The sequence below is a fragment of the Nonomuraea sp. NPDC049400 genome (assembly GCF_044466425.1).
Classification (GTDB): domain Bacteria; phylum Actinomycetota; class Actinomycetes; order Streptosporangiales; family Streptosporangiaceae; genus Nonomuraea.
This window is the reverse complement of record NZ_JBITMP010000013.1, coordinates 132,600-146,080: the sequence shown is the minus strand read 5'-3', so window position 1 is coordinate 146,080 and position 13,481 is coordinate 132,600. Positions and strand designations below refer to the sequence as shown.

General features: G+C 68.1%; 14 protein-coding genes, 1 tRNA gene and 1 pseudogene. 5 read left to right on the top strand and 11 right to left on the bottom strand.

Annotated features, from left to right (window positions below; translation table 11 throughout):
• Positions 1 to 405: 405 nt before the first annotated feature.
• The 3 genes from ACIBVN_RS22330 to ACIBVN_RS22320 all read right to left on the bottom strand — a co-directional run bounded on the left by ACIBVN_RS22330 (position 406) and on the right by ACIBVN_RS22320 (position 3,217).
• Positions 406 to 789: a hypothetical protein gene (locus ACIBVN_RS22330; RefSeq protein ID WP_397139186.1), complete on the bottom strand. Its 384-nt coding sequence runs from the start codon at positions 787 to 789 to the stop codon at positions 406 to 408.
• A gap of 173 nt (positions 790 to 962) precedes the next feature.
• The gene (locus ACIBVN_RS22325; RefSeq protein ID WP_397139184.1) at positions 963 to 2,147 is read right to left on the bottom strand and encodes a PucR family transcriptional regulator; all 1,185 of its coding nucleotides are present in this window, start codon (positions 2,145 to 2,147) and stop codon (positions 963 to 965) included.
• Positions 2,148 to 2,425: 278 nt separating this feature from the next.
• A complete protein-coding gene (locus ACIBVN_RS22320; RefSeq protein WP_397139182.1) occupies positions 2,426 to 3,217 on the bottom strand; it encodes a hypothetical protein in 792 nt (263 codons plus the stop codon).
• Positions 3,218 to 3,466: 249 nt separating this feature from the next.
• Between ACIBVN_RS22320 and ACIBVN_RS22315 the strand changes: the two genes are divergently transcribed.
• On the top strand, positions 3,467 to 3,724 hold the full coding sequence (locus ACIBVN_RS22315; RefSeq protein ID WP_397139180.1) for a hypothetical protein: 258 nt from the start codon (positions 3,467 to 3,469) through the stop codon (positions 3,722 to 3,724).
• A gap of 657 nt (positions 3,725 to 4,381) precedes the next feature.
• A complete protein-coding gene (locus tag ACIBVN_RS22310; RefSeq protein WP_397139178.1) occupies positions 4,382 to 4,735 on the top strand; it encodes a hypothetical protein in 354 nt (117 codons plus the stop codon).
• Positions 4,736 to 5,032: 297 nt separating this feature from the next.
• Here ACIBVN_RS22310 and ACIBVN_RS22305 read toward each other — a convergent pair.
• Positions 5,033 to 5,105: transfer RNA gene (locus ACIBVN_RS22305), tRNA-Arg, on the bottom strand.
• A gap of 292 nt (positions 5,106 to 5,397) precedes the next feature.
• Here ACIBVN_RS22305 and ACIBVN_RS22300 point away from each other — a divergent pair.
• Together ACIBVN_RS22300 and ACIBVN_RS22295 are read left to right on the top strand one after the other, a co-directional pair.
• Positions 5,398 to 6,645 carry a sensor histidine kinase gene (locus ACIBVN_RS22300; protein ID WP_397139176.1) on the top strand — a complete coding sequence of 416 codons (1,248 nt, stop codon included), beginning with the start codon at positions 5,398 to 5,400 and terminating at the stop codon, positions 6,643 to 6,645.
• A gap of 4 nt (positions 6,646 to 6,649) precedes the next feature.
• Positions 6,650 to 7,282 (top strand): response regulator, encoded by a 633-nt coding sequence (locus ACIBVN_RS22295; protein WP_397139174.1) that lies wholly within the window; start codon positions 6,650 to 6,652, stop codon positions 7,280 to 7,282.
• A 119-nt stretch (positions 7,283 to 7,401) separates the two neighbouring features.
• Here ACIBVN_RS22295 and ACIBVN_RS22290 read toward each other — a convergent pair whose 3' ends face one another.
• The 5 genes and pseudogenes from ACIBVN_RS22290 to ACIBVN_RS22270 all read right to left on the bottom strand — a co-directional run bounded on the left by ACIBVN_RS22290 (position 7,402) and on the right by ACIBVN_RS22270 (position 10,098).
• A complete protein-coding gene (locus ACIBVN_RS22290) occupies positions 7,402 to 7,662 on the bottom strand; it encodes a hypothetical protein (RefSeq protein WP_397139421.1) in 261 nt (86 codons plus the stop codon).
• Between the two features lie 49 nt (positions 7,663 to 7,711).
• Positions 7,712 to 7,888: pseudogene (locus tag ACIBVN_RS22285) on the bottom strand (sigma factor); the annotation flags it as partial.
• A gap of 49 nt (positions 7,889 to 7,937) precedes the next feature.
• Positions 7,938 to 8,396, bottom strand: a complete 459-nt coding sequence (locus tag ACIBVN_RS22280; RefSeq protein ID WP_397139172.1) for a MaoC family dehydratase — start codon at positions 8,394 to 8,396, stop codon at positions 7,938 to 7,940.
• Between the two features lie 11 nt (positions 8,397 to 8,407).
• Complete coding sequence (locus ACIBVN_RS22275) at positions 8,408 to 9,616, bottom strand: TolB family protein (protein WP_397139170.1); 1,209 nt, start codon at positions 9,614 to 9,616, stop codon at positions 8,408 to 8,410.
• A complete protein-coding gene (locus tag ACIBVN_RS22270) occupies positions 9,613 to 10,098 on the bottom strand; it encodes a SigE family RNA polymerase sigma factor (RefSeq protein WP_397139168.1) in 486 nt (161 codons plus the stop codon). The genes ACIBVN_RS22275 and ACIBVN_RS22270 overlap by 4 nt, the downstream gene beginning before the upstream one ends.
• Before the next feature lie 221 nt (positions 10,099 to 10,319).
• On the opposite strand from ACIBVN_RS22270, the gene ACIBVN_RS22265 reads away from it, so the two are divergent.
• Complete coding sequence (locus tag ACIBVN_RS22265; RefSeq protein WP_349451961.1) at positions 10,320 to 11,501, top strand: ATP-binding protein; 1,182 nt, start codon at positions 10,320 to 10,322, stop codon at positions 11,499 to 11,501.
• Positions 11,502 to 11,604: 103 nt separating this feature from the next.
• Here ACIBVN_RS22265 and ACIBVN_RS22260 read toward each other — a convergent pair whose 3' ends face one another.
• The gene (locus ACIBVN_RS22260) at positions 11,605 to 12,396 is read right to left on the bottom strand and encodes a MauE/DoxX family redox-associated membrane protein (RefSeq protein WP_397139166.1); all 792 of its coding nucleotides are present in this window, start codon (positions 12,394 to 12,396) and stop codon (positions 11,605 to 11,607) included.
• A gap of 7 nt (positions 12,397 to 12,403) precedes the next feature.
• Positions 12,404 to 13,348 carry a hypothetical protein gene (locus tag ACIBVN_RS22255; protein WP_397139164.1) on the bottom strand — a complete coding sequence of 315 codons (945 nt, stop codon included), beginning with the start codon at positions 13,346 to 13,348 and terminating at the stop codon, positions 12,404 to 12,406.
• Between the last annotated feature and the right edge of the window lie 133 nt (positions 13,349 to 13,481).

Below are 13,481 nucleotides of genomic sequence, written 5' to 3'. Positions count from 1 at the left end.
GTGATCTCCTTGCCGTGTTCGCTGTCACACCCCACCGATGGAACGGCCCGGCCGGATGTGAGCGCGGGCCGCCCTTTCGGTGTGGTCCGCCGTTATGACGAAGCGCGGCACAAGAAGGTGACCGCGAGCGGAGCGGAATCTTGGGTCACCGGGGAGACCGCTACCGGATGCTCGGCGCCCTTGCCGGGCCGACGACGCCGTTCAGGAGGCATGGAGGCGGTCCGGTCTTGCCCCATGGCCCTCATGCCATCCTGATCCGATGCTGAGAATCGGATCGATCGTCCTGAACGCATCTGACCTCACCCGGGCACTCGGAACAGGAAAGAGCCACCCGGCGGTCCCGGGTGGCTCGGAGAACAGATGGATCGGTCAGAACACCTGGATCGGTCAGAACACCTGGATCGGTCAGAACACCGTCTCGACGTTCGCGGAGCGCACGGTCCACGGCGGGCCGCACGTGCCGCGCCCGGTGAACCGGTTCCCGGAGAAGATGATCGGGCTGGCGAACTGGTAACCGTCGGAGCAGGTCACCACGATCCTGATCGCCCCGCTGTACACCGAGCAGTCGATGTCGATGTAGTACGCCGGGATCGGGACGCTCCGGGAGCACGAGTAGGTGGCGGCCAGCTCGGCCTTGCCCGGGGCCTCCGCGAGCGCCGCGGTGGACTGGTCGGTGAACCCGCGTTCGGGCGCCGCGGCGGCCGAACCCGTGTGAAGCGCGACAGAGAACAGCAGTGCCGCGATCGCGGCCAGCACGCCGATGAGCATTCTTCTCGCATGTACTGCCATGTGATCGAACCTCTCGCTGGGTTTCCCTTTCGGCCCGGCCGAGCCTTACCAGTGATACTTTCGCCAAGCCAGGAGCGCCCGGTCATCGTCACTTCGCGTGAATCTCCGCCACGGCGCCGAGTAGGCGGTTGTCACTAATGTCAAAATGGCCCCCGGAAAGGAAATGAACAGGGTCAGATAAAGCCGTGCTCCTTCCATGCGCCTGCCAGCAGCCGGGTGACGGTGGTGCTCAGGACCCGTACACCGTGCGTGGAGCCCGGCTCGATCCCCACCAGCTCCCGCACCCGCCGCAGCCGATAGTCGAGCGTGCGCGGATGGATGTGCAGGGACTCGGCCGTACGCAGCCGGTTCATGTCGTTGCGGTAGTAGGCGTCCAGTGTGGGGACCAGGTCGGGCCCGTCGCCGAGCCGCCGCGCCGTCTCCCGCAACCACTGGTCCACCTGCGGCGTCTCCACCGCGCCCAGCTCCGCGAACACGTCGGCCACCCCGTACGGCCGGCGCGGCACCCGCTCGATCGGCGCCACCCGGCTGACCTTCCGGGCCAGCGCGGCCGCCTGAGCCAGCGCGCGGCGGCGTCCGTGAGCGGTGCCGACCGAGCACGGCCGCCCCACGACCTCGGCGACCGCCCGCGCCAGCGCCAGCCCGGACCCCTCTGCCGCCGAGCGGTGCTCCGGCCGCACCCCGTGGTACGGCACCAGCGCCACGAACTCGTCCGGTTCGTGCCACCCGAACGGCATGCGGTGCCGCTGCAGCAGGGTGCGTACGACCTCCTCCCGGCGCTTCTTCGGCGGCTCCTTGGCCAGCCGCACCACCGTGACCAGATAGTGCTCGGCCATCGGCACCCCGAGGCTGCCGGCCAGCTCGCCGGCCATCGGGTCGTCGTGCAGCACCATGGTGGCCAGCAGGTGGACGCGCGAGGCCGTCGGCAGGAACCGCTCGTACCCCCGGAAGTAGCCGCGGGTGTAGGCCGCCTGCGCCGCCGTGCCCTGCCCGGCCAGCCAGTCGAGCATGCGCATCGTGTCGGTCAGATCGCCGGGTCCGGCCGCCTCAGAGATCTCTCGCAGTGTGAAGGCGGCGTGCAGCGCGAGCGCGCCGCGCTGGCAGCCCGGCGCCACGCCCTGCGCGCCGCGTTGCTCGCCGACCGACTCGATGAAGGCCAGGTCGCTTTCCAGCAGCGGCTCGCCGGAGGCGGCCAACTCGGCCGTCCGGCGCCGTACGACGACCGCGAACTCCATCATCGACGCCCGCGCTCTGTGCTCGATCGCCTGGAAGCCGGCGATCTCGCCGACGCAGGCGTCCACCACTTTCCTCGCATTGTCGTCGGCCCGGCGTTTGAGCATGCCGAAGAGGTCCCCCATGTCGAATTCTCCCCGTGACGTCGCCGTTGTTCATGTCTCCCTGAACGCGCAGTGCGATATTCGTCGGCCGGGTGGTTTCGTATCAGTGGGTTTTCCGGGCGTTCTCGGTCAGCCCTCAGAAAGGGGCGCGTGGCCAGGTACGGAAGGGGCACTCCTGGATTTCGGACGGCCGAGGCGCGGTGAAAGTTTCATTTCGCTGCACAGCACTCTGCCAACGCGCCTCAGCACTGCTGCCACCCAGCTCACGCTGAAGAAGGGTCGCGCTCGCCTTCCAGCTCTCAGCCGGCAACGCACGGATATCGGGCTGCCGCAACGTCGTCGGCGAGGTCCGCCAGGGAAAGGTCAGCGTTCAGCGCGGTGACCACCGCCTGCGTCAGCGGACGGAGGGCGTAGACGTGCCGCACCGCATCGAGATCCACAGGCACCTCGTAGTAGTCCGCCGCGAACCGTTGGAACGCCTCCGGAGACGGATCGACGAGCCGTGCGAACAGGTACACCGCTCCATCGGGATCGCTCACGCCGTCCGGGTAGTCGATCTCACCCACCCTCCACCACTGATCATCGGCAACACGCCACAGGCAGGCGGTTACGACCAGCATGCCGTCCTCGTCGCAGAATGCGGGCTCCTGCACACAGTGGCGGAAGATCTCAGGGACGGAGTCGAGTACCCCCGGCCACGGCCCGTCGTTGCCGTACGGGCTCATCACCGCCTCGTGAGCAAAACCGCGGATGTACGCACCCGCGGCAGAGAAGACGACGGAGTATTCGTCTCCCGAGCCGTTGCGCATCGAGGCCATCTCCTCCCCGGGGGCCCAGCCCGCGTCGAAGGAGTGGTAGCGGCTGGACCATTCCGGGCTCAGGACGGCCTCCAGCACCGCCATGGACCGGCACAGATCACGGAGCTGCGGGATATCGGGCAGCAGACGGGCCACATCGAGAGCAGTCATGAGCCTCATCCAATCGGAATCAGCGACATCTCCTTGCATGCCTCCCGACGCCACCGTCCCATCCGCGCCCGGCGGCTGGATGTCCACCTTCATCCCCCAGCCCGACAACCAGAGATCCTCCACGAAGGCGTAGCAGGGGCCGTGGCCGGTGGACCTGTCGGGGCCGTCGTTCGGGTCGCGCCATGAACTCCACGCCCTGCGGACGAGCTGGTCAGGGCCGATCCACAACTCCTCAGCTCAGATCGAAGATCGACCGCTTCTCCCAGAACGGCAGCACGTAATTGCATCCCTTGCAGATCATCAGCGCCACCGGGTTGGGGAAGTAGCCGCTCTTGCTGTCTATGCGGCCGCGGCGAGCCCCGTCGCCAAGAGATGGCGGCCGGCCTGTTCGCAATTCGGCCGGCCCCCGACCTGGACGACATCGCCGCCGCCATCGGCGACTACCTGGGCCTGCCGACGGTATCGGTCGCGCCGCAGGACGCCGAGGCTCACTTCGGCTGGATCGCACGCTTCTTCGGCATGGACGTCACCGCGTCGAGCGCCCGCACCCAGGAACTGCTCGGCTGGACGCCGACGGGCCCGACGCTCATCGAGGACATCGCCGCCGGTGCCTACGCGTTGCCGGAGTAACCGCTCCCGTCATCACTCCCAAGTGCGGCGAGAGAGCATCGACGGGGGCCGGTCGAGAAGATCCGCAGCCTGGCCGGAGTTTGGGGTACATCGCACTCAGTTGCCCCTCTGGCGCTCGACCCGCTGTGGGTCCTCTCTGAGCACCTCCGAGGACGGCCTGGACGCCTTCTCATCGACGAGGGCCACAGCCATGCGATCACGCTCTGCGTCTACGCTCACGTGATTTGCACGGCGGAAGTGTCAGCGGCAGACGTCTTCGCTCGGGCGATCGGCGAGAAGTGGGAGCCACCCCGGGAGCCACGCTGTTGGCAAGGGTGTAAGCAAGCCCGAGATTGTCCTGACAAACACGAAGGCCCGCTTCAGGTCAGCAACAGCGTTAGCAAGATCCATACTTGTGCCCCCGCTGGTTGGCCCGGCCGAAGGAATGGCTCTGTGTGCCGATCGTCCGGTGGCACGGTCTTGACGCCTGAGTCGAACCGGAAGGCCGGACCCGTCATCCAGTGGAGGTCTATCCTGAGGTTTACGCGATCCGGGCATCCCGCTCTCAGCAACTCAAGGGCTTCGGGGACCTACATCGGGTTCTTCGACCTGCGATTTTAGGGTGGAAGGGGTGTTGCGGTATCGGTAGCGTGGAGGCGTAAAGCTTGGAGGTCAACGATGTCCACCCCGCATCAGGAGGGCGAGGCACTGATCCCTCGCCCGCCATTGACCACCGCTGCTCTCCGGGCAGCAGTTGCTCAGATCGCTCCGGCCTACCTCGGCCAGTTTGTTGACCATCTCGACCAGGCGACAGAGCAGGCGGCGCGGCAGAGCACCGTCGCACCTCTGCAGAACTTCTTGCAGCAATGGGGCGAGTTCGTAGCGATTCAGCGCCGTCCTGCCCGAGCGGCCCGCCTGCAGGCGTTGGAGGCAGAAGTCGCCGCGGCCACTGACAGAGTCAAGTTGGGTGCGGCCTTGGCCGAAATCACCGAGATCACGACATCAGCGCGCCGAGAGGCCGTCGGTGAGTGAGGTCGCGTGGATATGGCGGAGGTCGTGCAGCCGGGCGTGCGGTAGCTGGGCGTTCGAGTGGTTGTCGCGGCCCGCCTCGGCGACGTCGGACCCTCGATCACATTGCGCGTCTACACTCACGTGATCCGCGCCGTGGAAGCGTCGGCGGCGGACATCTTTGCCCAGGCCATCGGCGAGTAGTGGGAGCCACCCGGGAGCCACCGTGTTAGCAAAGGTGTTAGCAAGATCCCGAGATTGTCCTGACAAAACACTAAGGCCCGCTCCCAGGAATCCCTGGTAGCGGGCCTTGCTGCTGTGCGCGGCCGAGAGGACTCGAACCCCTAACCTTCTGATCCGTAGTCAGATGCTCTATCCATTGAGCTACGGCCGCTCGCTGCGTAAGCAAGCATAGCGGGTTCTGGGGAGTGCCTCGAACCATATACGGCAGCCATGGGCTCGTCCTGATCCCTCTCGCATGGCCAAGGAGCAGGAAGAGGGCGGCCGGAGGCGTTTGAGCAGGCCGGACACGGAGTCGGCGGGGTCTGGGCGCTGGGTGGGGTGGTTGGGAGGTGATCTTGACGATGGTGGGGGGGACAGGGGGGTTGTGGATACATCGAAGGGTGTATCCACAGGCGGGTCCTTCGCAGGAGGGAAGTGGCCGCCCGGGGTGGTGAGATGGGGGCATGAAGCGGGAGGCGCTGGGAGCCGGGGTGGCCTTCGCGATGGGGGTGGTCCTCATCGCGGGCGGGGCCGTCCTGGAACGTGGGGTGTCCACCTGGGTCTTGTGTGTGCCGCTGGCGATCACCTGTGCCGGGGTCGTGGTGCGGCGGCGGGCGCCGCTGGCTTCGCTGGGGCTGGGGGTTGTGGCGGTCGCGATCGACGCCTTTGTGGGGCCGTCGTTGGCGACGGTCCTGGTTTTCACCGACAACCTTTATGCGGCCGCGCTGTACGGGCCGGCTCGCTTTGCTCGGTGGTTGCTCTTCATCACCGCTGCGCTGGCGGTTGCGGTGGGGGCCGTGGCCGTGTTCTTCGCCGAGGACTGGTGGATGCTCGCCGTCATGGGGGTGCAGGCGGGGCTGGTGCTGGTCACTCCCGTCACCACTGCGTTGGTCCTGCGGGAGCAGCGGGATCGGGCGGCGGCGGAGCGGGTACGCGCCGAGCAGGTGGCTCATCTGGCTGAGCTCGATCGGCAGGCGGCGGTCGCGGCCGAGCGCACCCGGATGGCGCGCGAGCTGCACGACATGATCGCGAACCATTTCAGTGCCATCGCCATCCAGTCCACCGCCGCGCTTTCCCGCAAGGATCTGGATGCGGCGACGGTCCGCAAGATCATGGAGTCCGTACGGGAGAACAGCGTGAAAGGGCTGGCCGAGATGCGGGCCATGATCGGGCTGTTGCGCCAGGAGGGTGACGATCCCGCGGAGGCCACGCGGCCTCGGCTGGCCGATGCGGAGACGTTGGTGGAAAGGGTCACACGGGCCGGACTGGCCGCCGAGCTGCGAATCCAGGGGGCGCCTGGCGAACTGCCCGCCTCCGTTGATCTGGCCGGATATCGGATTCTGCAGGAGGCGCTCACCAATGCGCTCAAGCATGGCGACTCACCTGTTCGGGTGGTCATTTCGTACGAGGTGGGGCGGGTCCTGGTGAGTGTGGAGAACGCGGTCGGCGGGCGCGGTGCGCGGTTGCCTGGGGCCGGGGCGGGGTTGATCGGCATGCGGGAGCGGGTCTCGTTGGTCGGCGGCTCTTTTGAGGCCGGGTCTTCGGGCGACGGTGATTTGTGGCGGGTGGTGGCTGTCCTTCCGACAACAGATGATCAGGCTTTGCCGGTCGGCGGCTCGGATCGAGATCGGGATCGGGAGCTGGTGGTGGGCTCTCGTGGGGAAGGGGAACAGTCGCCGTCTGTTCTGGAAGTACGGCCGGAGGGGGCGTGAGCCGATGACCATCAAGGTGCTGGTTGCCGACGATCATGCGGCCGTCCGGGCGGGAATCGTGCTGATCCTGGAGGGGGTCGACGACATCGAGGTCGTCGGTGAGGCCGGGGATGGGGAGCAGGCCGTGGCCATGGCCCGGGAGATGCGGCCCGATGTGGTGTTGATGGACGTACGCATGCCGCGGCTCGACGGCATCTCCGCCACCCGTGAGCTGGCGGGCACCTGTGATGTGCTGATCCTCACCACGTTCGACCTCGATGAGTATGTTTTCGGAGCGCTGCGGGCGGGAGCCGCCGGATTCTTGTTGAAGAACACGGACGCCGACTCGCTGGTTGAGGCCGTGCGGTTGGTCGCGCGGGGAGACGGGCTGATCTCGCCTGGGGTCACGCGCAAGTTGATCGCGGCGTTCGCCGGACAGCTGCCGCGCCGGGAGTCGGCGGCCGATCCGGGGAGCCTGACACCTCGGGAACGCGAGGTGCTGGCGTGCATCGGGCGGGGGCTGTCCAACGCCGAGATCGCCAGTGAGCTCGAGATGGCGGAGGCCACGACGAAGACGCATGTCAGCCGGGTTCTGAACAAGCTGGGGCTGAAGAGCCGGGTGCAGGCGGCGATTTACTACTCGGGGGAGGCGCTCTAGGCAGAGCTAGGCAGAGCTAGGCAGAGCGGAATGCTGACACCCGGGTCGTTCTGGTCTATCTCGGACTTCTCGCCGCCGTAGCGGTCGTGGCGATCATCGTGTGACGGCCTGGAGAGCGATCATTGTGTGACGGTCAGGAGGTTGACGACCGTCCGCCGCGGCTGCGCGTCCTGTTCCCAGAAGAGCATCGTGGAGGGGACGAGTGACAGGTCGCTGGGCGACATGGGCGTGCTCAGCGTGCCGGGAATCCATTCACCGAGCCCTGCCGTCGCCTCGGTGGACATGTCGTACAGGACGGCGGGTGGGACCCCGCGTTCGCCCTTGCTCGCACCCACCGAGGCGAGCGCATGCCTGCCGTCCAGGAGCAGGCGCAGTGACAACAGGTGCGGGTCCGCCGGCAGCGTCTTCCGGCTGGAGCCTGACCATGGTTGTGCGCACGTACCCCTCGGGGTCGTGCGTGTCGCGCACGCGGGGCCAGGCGTCGCCGAGGCGGGCCGGCGCCTCCTGCGCGAGATCGGCCGCGTCCTCGGAACTGCCGGACAGCATGTAGCCATACCGGAGGAGCGCGTCGCCCCGGGCTCGGACGAACTCGTCGAAATCTTCCACGAACCCAGGGATCGATGAGGGCGCGTTACTGTTGCACGTGAAACGTGGCTTATTCGGCGGGGACGTACAGGCTGAGCGTCTCGGCGACGCAAGCGGGCCGCTTCTCGCCCTCGACCTCGATCGACATCTTCAGGCTGGACAGGTAGCCGGCCGGGGTGCCCTTGACGTCGAGCAGCTCGCCCACGGCCCTGATCCGGGCGCCGACGGGGATCGGTCTGGGGAAGCGGACCTTGTTGAGGCCGTAGTTGACCCCCATCGCGATGCCCTCGACCTTGACCATCTCGAACATGAACGACGGCAGCAGTGACAGGCTCAGGTAGCCGTGGGCGATCGTGCCCCCGAACGGCCCCTCCTTGGCCCGCTCCACGTCGACGTGGATCCACTGGTGGTCGTCGGTGGCGTCGGCGAAGAGGTTGACCTGTTCCTGGGTGACGGTGCGCCACTCGGTCGGGCCGAACTTCTCGCCGACGGCCGCTTTGAGCTCCTGAACATTCGCGAAGGTCCGCATGGTTCCGAACGCTATTGCCCGGGCGGGACGGCTGCCAAGTTCAGCACGTGGTAAGTGTCGGGCTTGTTTCCCCAGTAGATGACCGTGCTGGGCTGGGCGAGCATGCCGAGGGAGATCCACCTGGCATTGATCACGGCCGATCGGCCGGTCTCGGCGTCGTGGACCCCGTTCTTGAGAGCCACGAACCGGTCGAGGATCGGCGGCATCGAGACCGGCTTCCGACCGCCGAACCCGTCGAGCCTGCGCACCATGGAACCGTCGATCCGCTGGAGGAAACCGCCTGTCCCGTTACGGCCGAAGCACCAGCGGGGCCCGCAGCGCAGCCCTGTGGTCCCGGGCGGGACGGTCACGCTGAACGTGGCCCGGGACCTCAGATCGACGACCTTGGTCTGGTTGTGGTCGTCATCGGAGGCGCCTGGGAGCGCGTTGCTCCCCCACGGCCACGTGTCCAGGTACAGGCCGTCTCCGGTGCGGAGCCGCTCGGGGACGCCGCCCGTGAGGGGGATGTGCCACATACGGGGTGTCTGGCCGGCACGGCCGGGCCATTCCGACCAGACGATCCGGTCCCCGTCGATCGCGATCCCGCTGATGCCGCGGTCGCCGGACAGCGTGGTGACCAGCCTGGCCTTGCCGCCGGCCAGTGGTACCGTCCAGATTTCCATCCCGTTGTTGCTCGTGGTGGTCCTGTACCAGACGACGTTCTTTCCGTCTGTGGTCACGAGCGCCTCGGAGTAGCTGTGTGGCATGGGCAGGTCGGTGACTACACGGGAGCTCTTGGCGGCGGAGTCGTACACCTCGATCCTGCTCGTCTTTCCGAGCGGTGGTTTCGCCAGGACCAGGACCTTTGTGGCGCTGATGCCGGTGACCGGAAAGTAGCGCATGCCGTCGGCGCTCTTGGCGGGCATCGTGAAGACCGCCTCGGGCCAGAGCTTCTCCACCGGCATGGGCTTGGCCAGAAGCCGGTCGAGCGTCGCGGTGGGACGCGGGGGCGTGGCCACGTCGACTTTGCCCTCGCCGGAAAGCCTGCTCTCGCCGGGGAGAACGACGCCCCTCACCCCCACGCTCAGCACCACCACGGCGGCAGCGGCGGCGAGCATGTGCAGACGCCGCCGGTTCCTGCGGCGCCGGCGTGCGGCGACACCCGCCAGTAGATCGCCTTCGAGCGGAGCGCGCTCGGCCGCCGCTCGCAGCGCGCCCGCCAGTTCGTCCACTGTCCTCATGCCCGTCCCCTTTCGAGCACCGACGGGTTGACCCGCAGCGCGTTGAGCCCGCGGAACGCCTGGCTTCGTACGGTTCCGCGGGAGATGCCGAGGATCTCCGCTATCTCGTTGTCCGGTAGGTCCTCGTAGTAGCGCAGCACCAGGACGACCCGCTGCCTGCGGGGCAGCGCGGCCAGCTCTTTCCACAGCTCCCCGAAGGCGTGGTCGTCGGTGTACGAGCCCTCGGGGAGGTCGTCCGTCACGCGCTCCCGGCGTCGGCTACGCCACCAGCTGATGTGCTGCCGAGTCATGATCGTTCGCACGTACGACTCGGGGTTCTCCTTGTTGCGGACCCTGCGCCAGGAGCCGCTCAGCTTGAGCAACGCCTCCTGTACGAGGTCGGCGGCGTCATCGGCGTTGCCGGTGAGCACGTAGCCGTACCTGAGCAGGGCCGAACCGCGCGTCCGGACGAAATCCTCGAACTCCACATCACCCAGACGCACGGGAGGGTCCGTACTGTTGCAAAGATCTTTTACTCGAAACCATCGCATGGGTGTTCGAGTCCGCGCTACAGTTCTAGGTACCGCAATCGAACAAGGGTTCGGCCTGGTGGGAAGGGGTGTGTCCGATGACGGTGCTCGCGACCGCCCCTGCTCGGACACGCCGTAGCACTTTCTTCCCAAATCTAAGACGGCCGCTATATCCGGCAATAAAGTCCGAGAGCGTGGACCCTGTGCGAAACCCCTACGCCCCCGGCGCCGGCCAGCGTCCGCCGGAGCTCGCCGGGCGCGACCGTGAGCTGCAGCAGTTCGAGGTCGTGCTGGAGCGGGTGGCCCGTGGCCGTCCCGAGCGCAGCATGGTCGTCACCGGCCTGCGGGGCGTCGGCAAGACCGTCCTGCTCAACACGTTCAAGTCCATGGCCATGCAGCGGCTGTGGGGCACGGGCAAGATCGAGGCCCGGCCCGACCAGTCGATCAGGCGTCCCGTGGCGGCCGCGCTGCACATGGCCATCCGCGAGCTGGCCCCGCGCCACCGCGCGCCCGAGCGCATCGAGGAGTTCCTCGGGGTGCTCAAGGCGTTCGCCATGCGCGATCCGGCGGCGGCCAAGGGCACCTCACACTGGTCGCCCGGCATCGAGGTGCCCGCCAGCCGCGGGCGCGCCGACTCCGGCGACCTGGAGATCGACCTCACCGAGCTGTTCGTCGACGCGGCGGGCGTGGCCACCGACCTGGCGGTGGGCATCGCGCTGTTCATCGACGAGATGCAGGACGTGCAGCCCGCCGACGTCTCCGCGCTCTGCGCCGCCTGCCACGAGCTGTCACAGTCGGGCGGGCCGCTGATCGTCGTGGGCGCCGGGCTGCCGCACCTGCCGAGCGTGCTGTCGGCCAGCAAGAGCTATTCCGAGCGGCTCTTCCGCTACGCGCGCATCGACAAGCTCGACCGCGAGGCGGCCGATCTCGCGCTGATCCTGCCGGCGCGCGAGGAAGAGGTGGAGTTCACCCAGGAGGCACTCGACGCCCTCTACGAGGCGGCCGACGGCTATCCCTACTTCGTGCAGGCGTACGGCAAGGTCGCCTGGGACCTTGCCCCGCGCAGCCCGATCACCATCGAAGACGTCAAGGTCTCCGCGCCGGAGGCCGAGGAGGAGCTCGCGGTCGGGTTCTTCGGCAGCCGCTACGAGCGGGCCACCCCGGCCGAGCGCGACTACATGCATGCCATGGCGCAGATCGGCGACGAGCCGGTCGCCACCGCGGAGGTGGCCGACGCCCTCGGGCGAAAGCCGTCCAGCCTCTCGCCCGCCCGTGACAGCCTCATCAAGAAAGGGCTCATCTACAGCGCCGAGCGTGGCCTGATCGCGTTCACGGTGCCGCACTTCGGGAAGTTCCTGCGCGCTCAGCCGGTCTGAGCAGCGCCCCTAGACCTCTATTGGGCTGTCTAGTGGGGAAGCTAGACAGCCCAATAGAGCCATATCGTCGTGCCTGTCGAGCGGAATCTAACGCTTTATAGCGTCAGGCCGATACTGACGTATATTCCGGCAGAGACCCGCTGCTCTCCCCGCTGACCACGGCCATCCGCACCGCCGGGCGCCGGCCGCTGAGGTAGACGGCGAAGACGACGTCGTCCTTGTCGTGGTTCCGGAAGGCGTAGAAGCGCCAGCACAGCTCGCGCCAGGTGTCGTACGGTTCGGCCGAGGCCAGCTCGCCCTCGTGGGCCCGCCACGTGCCGCTCGCCCTGAGGCGCGCGAGGGTGACCGACTCGGCGGGGCCGCGGCGCTGCTCGCAGGGGGCGCGGAACCGTACGCGGTCGATCAACTCCTCGATCTCGGGGGAGAGGACCGCGAGCACCACGGCCCCCGCGACCGTCAGCCAGGACGGGTGCATCACGGCCAGCCAGCCCGGCACCGGCGCCCACACCGACACCCCGGCCATCCCGGTCAGCGCGACCGTCCTGCCGATCGAGCGCAATCCGACCGGCGCCGAGCTCACCTCGCCGAAGCAGCCGCAGCCCGCGTCGGGCCGCCGCCTGCGCAGTTCCAGCAGCACGTACGTGGACAAGGCGAAGAACGCGACCGTACCCCACCGGAAGATCGGATGCGTGGTGACCAGCAGCCCCGTGGCCAGCACCACCTCGCCACCCGCGCAGATCAGCAGCGCGGGGGCCTGCATGCGGCCCGGCACCAGGACCGCGGGCCCCAGCCTGGACAGCGCGCCGGGCTCACCTCCGGAGCGCACGGTGCTCACCTTGGCCACCATGCCGGCGAGAAGGAGCACGATCAGAAGCGGCAGCTGCGATTCGAGCACGCCCGCGTCACCCCAATCCGATCTGAGCGTTGAAGCACCCTTTGACCAAGTCACCGCCGAGCTCCACGTAGGAGAACGGCGACAGCTCCACGACCCGCCCGCGCGGCGAGGTGTCGCACTCGACGCAGCGGTCGCAGAAACGCCCGGCCACGCAGCCGCACGCCACCACGGGCACGTTGGCGTTCCGCTGTGAGCAGAGGTTCCTGACCTGGAGCAACGACCCCACCGCGAGGTACGGCAGCCCCGTGCACGACACCCCGGCGTCCGGGCAGCCGGTGTCCTGTCGCTCCAGCATCGGGTACGCGGCGCCCCGCTCCTCCTGGTCGAACGTGTCCGACCAGGTGGCGGGGCCGGCGATGCGGGACTGGAGTCCGGCGTACGCGGGCGGCGGGGCGGGCACCGCGCGGGCCGGATAGGGAGGCTGCGAAGTGGCGGGCAGCAGGGCCAGGCTCGTCCCCTCCTGCCTGATCCCGATCGCGTCGAACAGGTACCCGGGCTCGAACATGGGATGCCGCACCTGCAGCCGCCCCGACGCCCGGTAGGGGATGGTGATCGTCCGGTGGCCGCGGTGGGGCCCGCAATCGAGCTCGACCGTCAGGTCCCTGCGTCCGCTGATCGACTGGATCGTCCCGGTGATGCGGGTGGTGTCGGCCCAGATCCGCTCGACGACGCGCCCCGCGCGCGTCCGCATCGTGACCATGGAGCCCGCGGCGAGATCGGCGGGCGCGACGTCCTGCCCGTGCCAGGCGGTGGCCCAGGGGGCGATCACGAGCCGCTCCTCGGCGCCCGCGGGGGTCTCGATGATGATCAGGTGCGGGCTGACGTCCATGATCTCGCCGGCGACGGCGCGTAAAGGCTCTCCGTTGTCGGGATCGGGGCCTGGGACGCCGGACTCGCGGCCGAGCGCGGCCGCGGCGAGCACCCTGCGGCGCTCAACGCTCGGATACCCCATCGGCCCTCCCTCGTCGGGTACTAGATTCACACGACTTGGGGGTAGCTCACACCGTACCGGCGCAGACGGGATCAAAATACGCATCCCCGGGGAAGTGAGTTGACACCCGGCGACGAACAAACCGCCACCGACC

Bases quoted from the DNA above. Each gene is read 5' to 3' on its own strand.
- ACIBVN_RS22330 (WP_397139186.1), bottom strand. From the start codon at position 789: ATGGCAGTACATGCGAGAAGAATGCTCATCGGCGTGCTGGCCGCGATC.
- ACIBVN_RS22325 (WP_397139184.1), bottom strand. From the start codon at position 2,147: ATGGGGGACCTCTTCGGCATGCTCAAACGCCGGGCCGACGACAATGCG.
- ACIBVN_RS22315 (WP_397139180.1), top strand. From the start codon at position 3,467: ATGGCGGCCGGCCTGTTCGCAATTCGGCCGGCCCCCGACCTGGACGAC.
- ACIBVN_RS22310 (WP_397139178.1), top strand. From the start codon at position 4,382: ATGTCCACCCCGCATCAGGAGGGCGAGGCACTGATCCCTCGCCCGCCA.
- ACIBVN_RS22300 (WP_397139176.1), top strand. From the start codon at position 5,398: ATGAAGCGGGAGGCGCTGGGAGCCGGGGTGGCCTTCGCGATGGGGGTG.
- ACIBVN_RS22295 (WP_397139174.1), top strand. From the start codon at position 6,650: ATGACCATCAAGGTGCTGGTTGCCGACGATCATGCGGCCGTCCGGGCG.
- ACIBVN_RS22280 (WP_397139172.1), bottom strand. From the start codon at position 8,396: ATGCGGACCTTCGCGAATGTTCAGGAGCTCAAAGCGGCCGTCGGCGAG.
- ACIBVN_RS22275 (WP_397139170.1), bottom strand. From the start codon at position 9,616: ATGAGGACAGTGGACGAACTGGCGGGCGCGCTGCGAGCGGCGGCCGAG.
- ACIBVN_RS22255 (WP_397139164.1), bottom strand. From the start codon at position 13,348: ATGGGGTATCCGAGCGTTGAGCGCCGCAGGGTGCTCGCCGCGGCCGCG.